Annotated in this window: 1 protein-coding gene; it reads left to right on the forward strand. The window is 60.5% G+C overall.

Translation table 11 applies throughout. The features are described from left to right. The coding region (locus E4K09_RS15205) for an FGGY family carbohydrate kinase (protein WP_244610514.1) at window positions 1–223 on the forward strand (223 nt) is incomplete at both ends.

Below are 223 nucleotides of genomic sequence, written 5' to 3' on the forward strand. Positions count from 1 at the left end.
ATACACCGGCGGCAAAATCCTCTGGATGCAAAGGCACGAGCCGGACCTCTACCGGCGGCTGCGCTACGTTCTCAACCCTAAGGACTATCTTCGGCTTGTCCTGACCGGGGAAGTGGCCACAGAGGTGTCGGATGCATCCGGAACCGGTCTTTTCAACACCATGAAGCGTAGCTGGGCCTCGAGCCTGATCGAACGGGTCGGGATTGATCCGGCCCTGCTGCCG

It is taken from the genome of Microvirga pakistanensis (genome assembly GCF_004458765.1).
Classification (GTDB): Bacteria; Pseudomonadota; Alphaproteobacteria; order Rhizobiales; family Beijerinckiaceae; genus Microvirga; species Microvirga pakistanensis.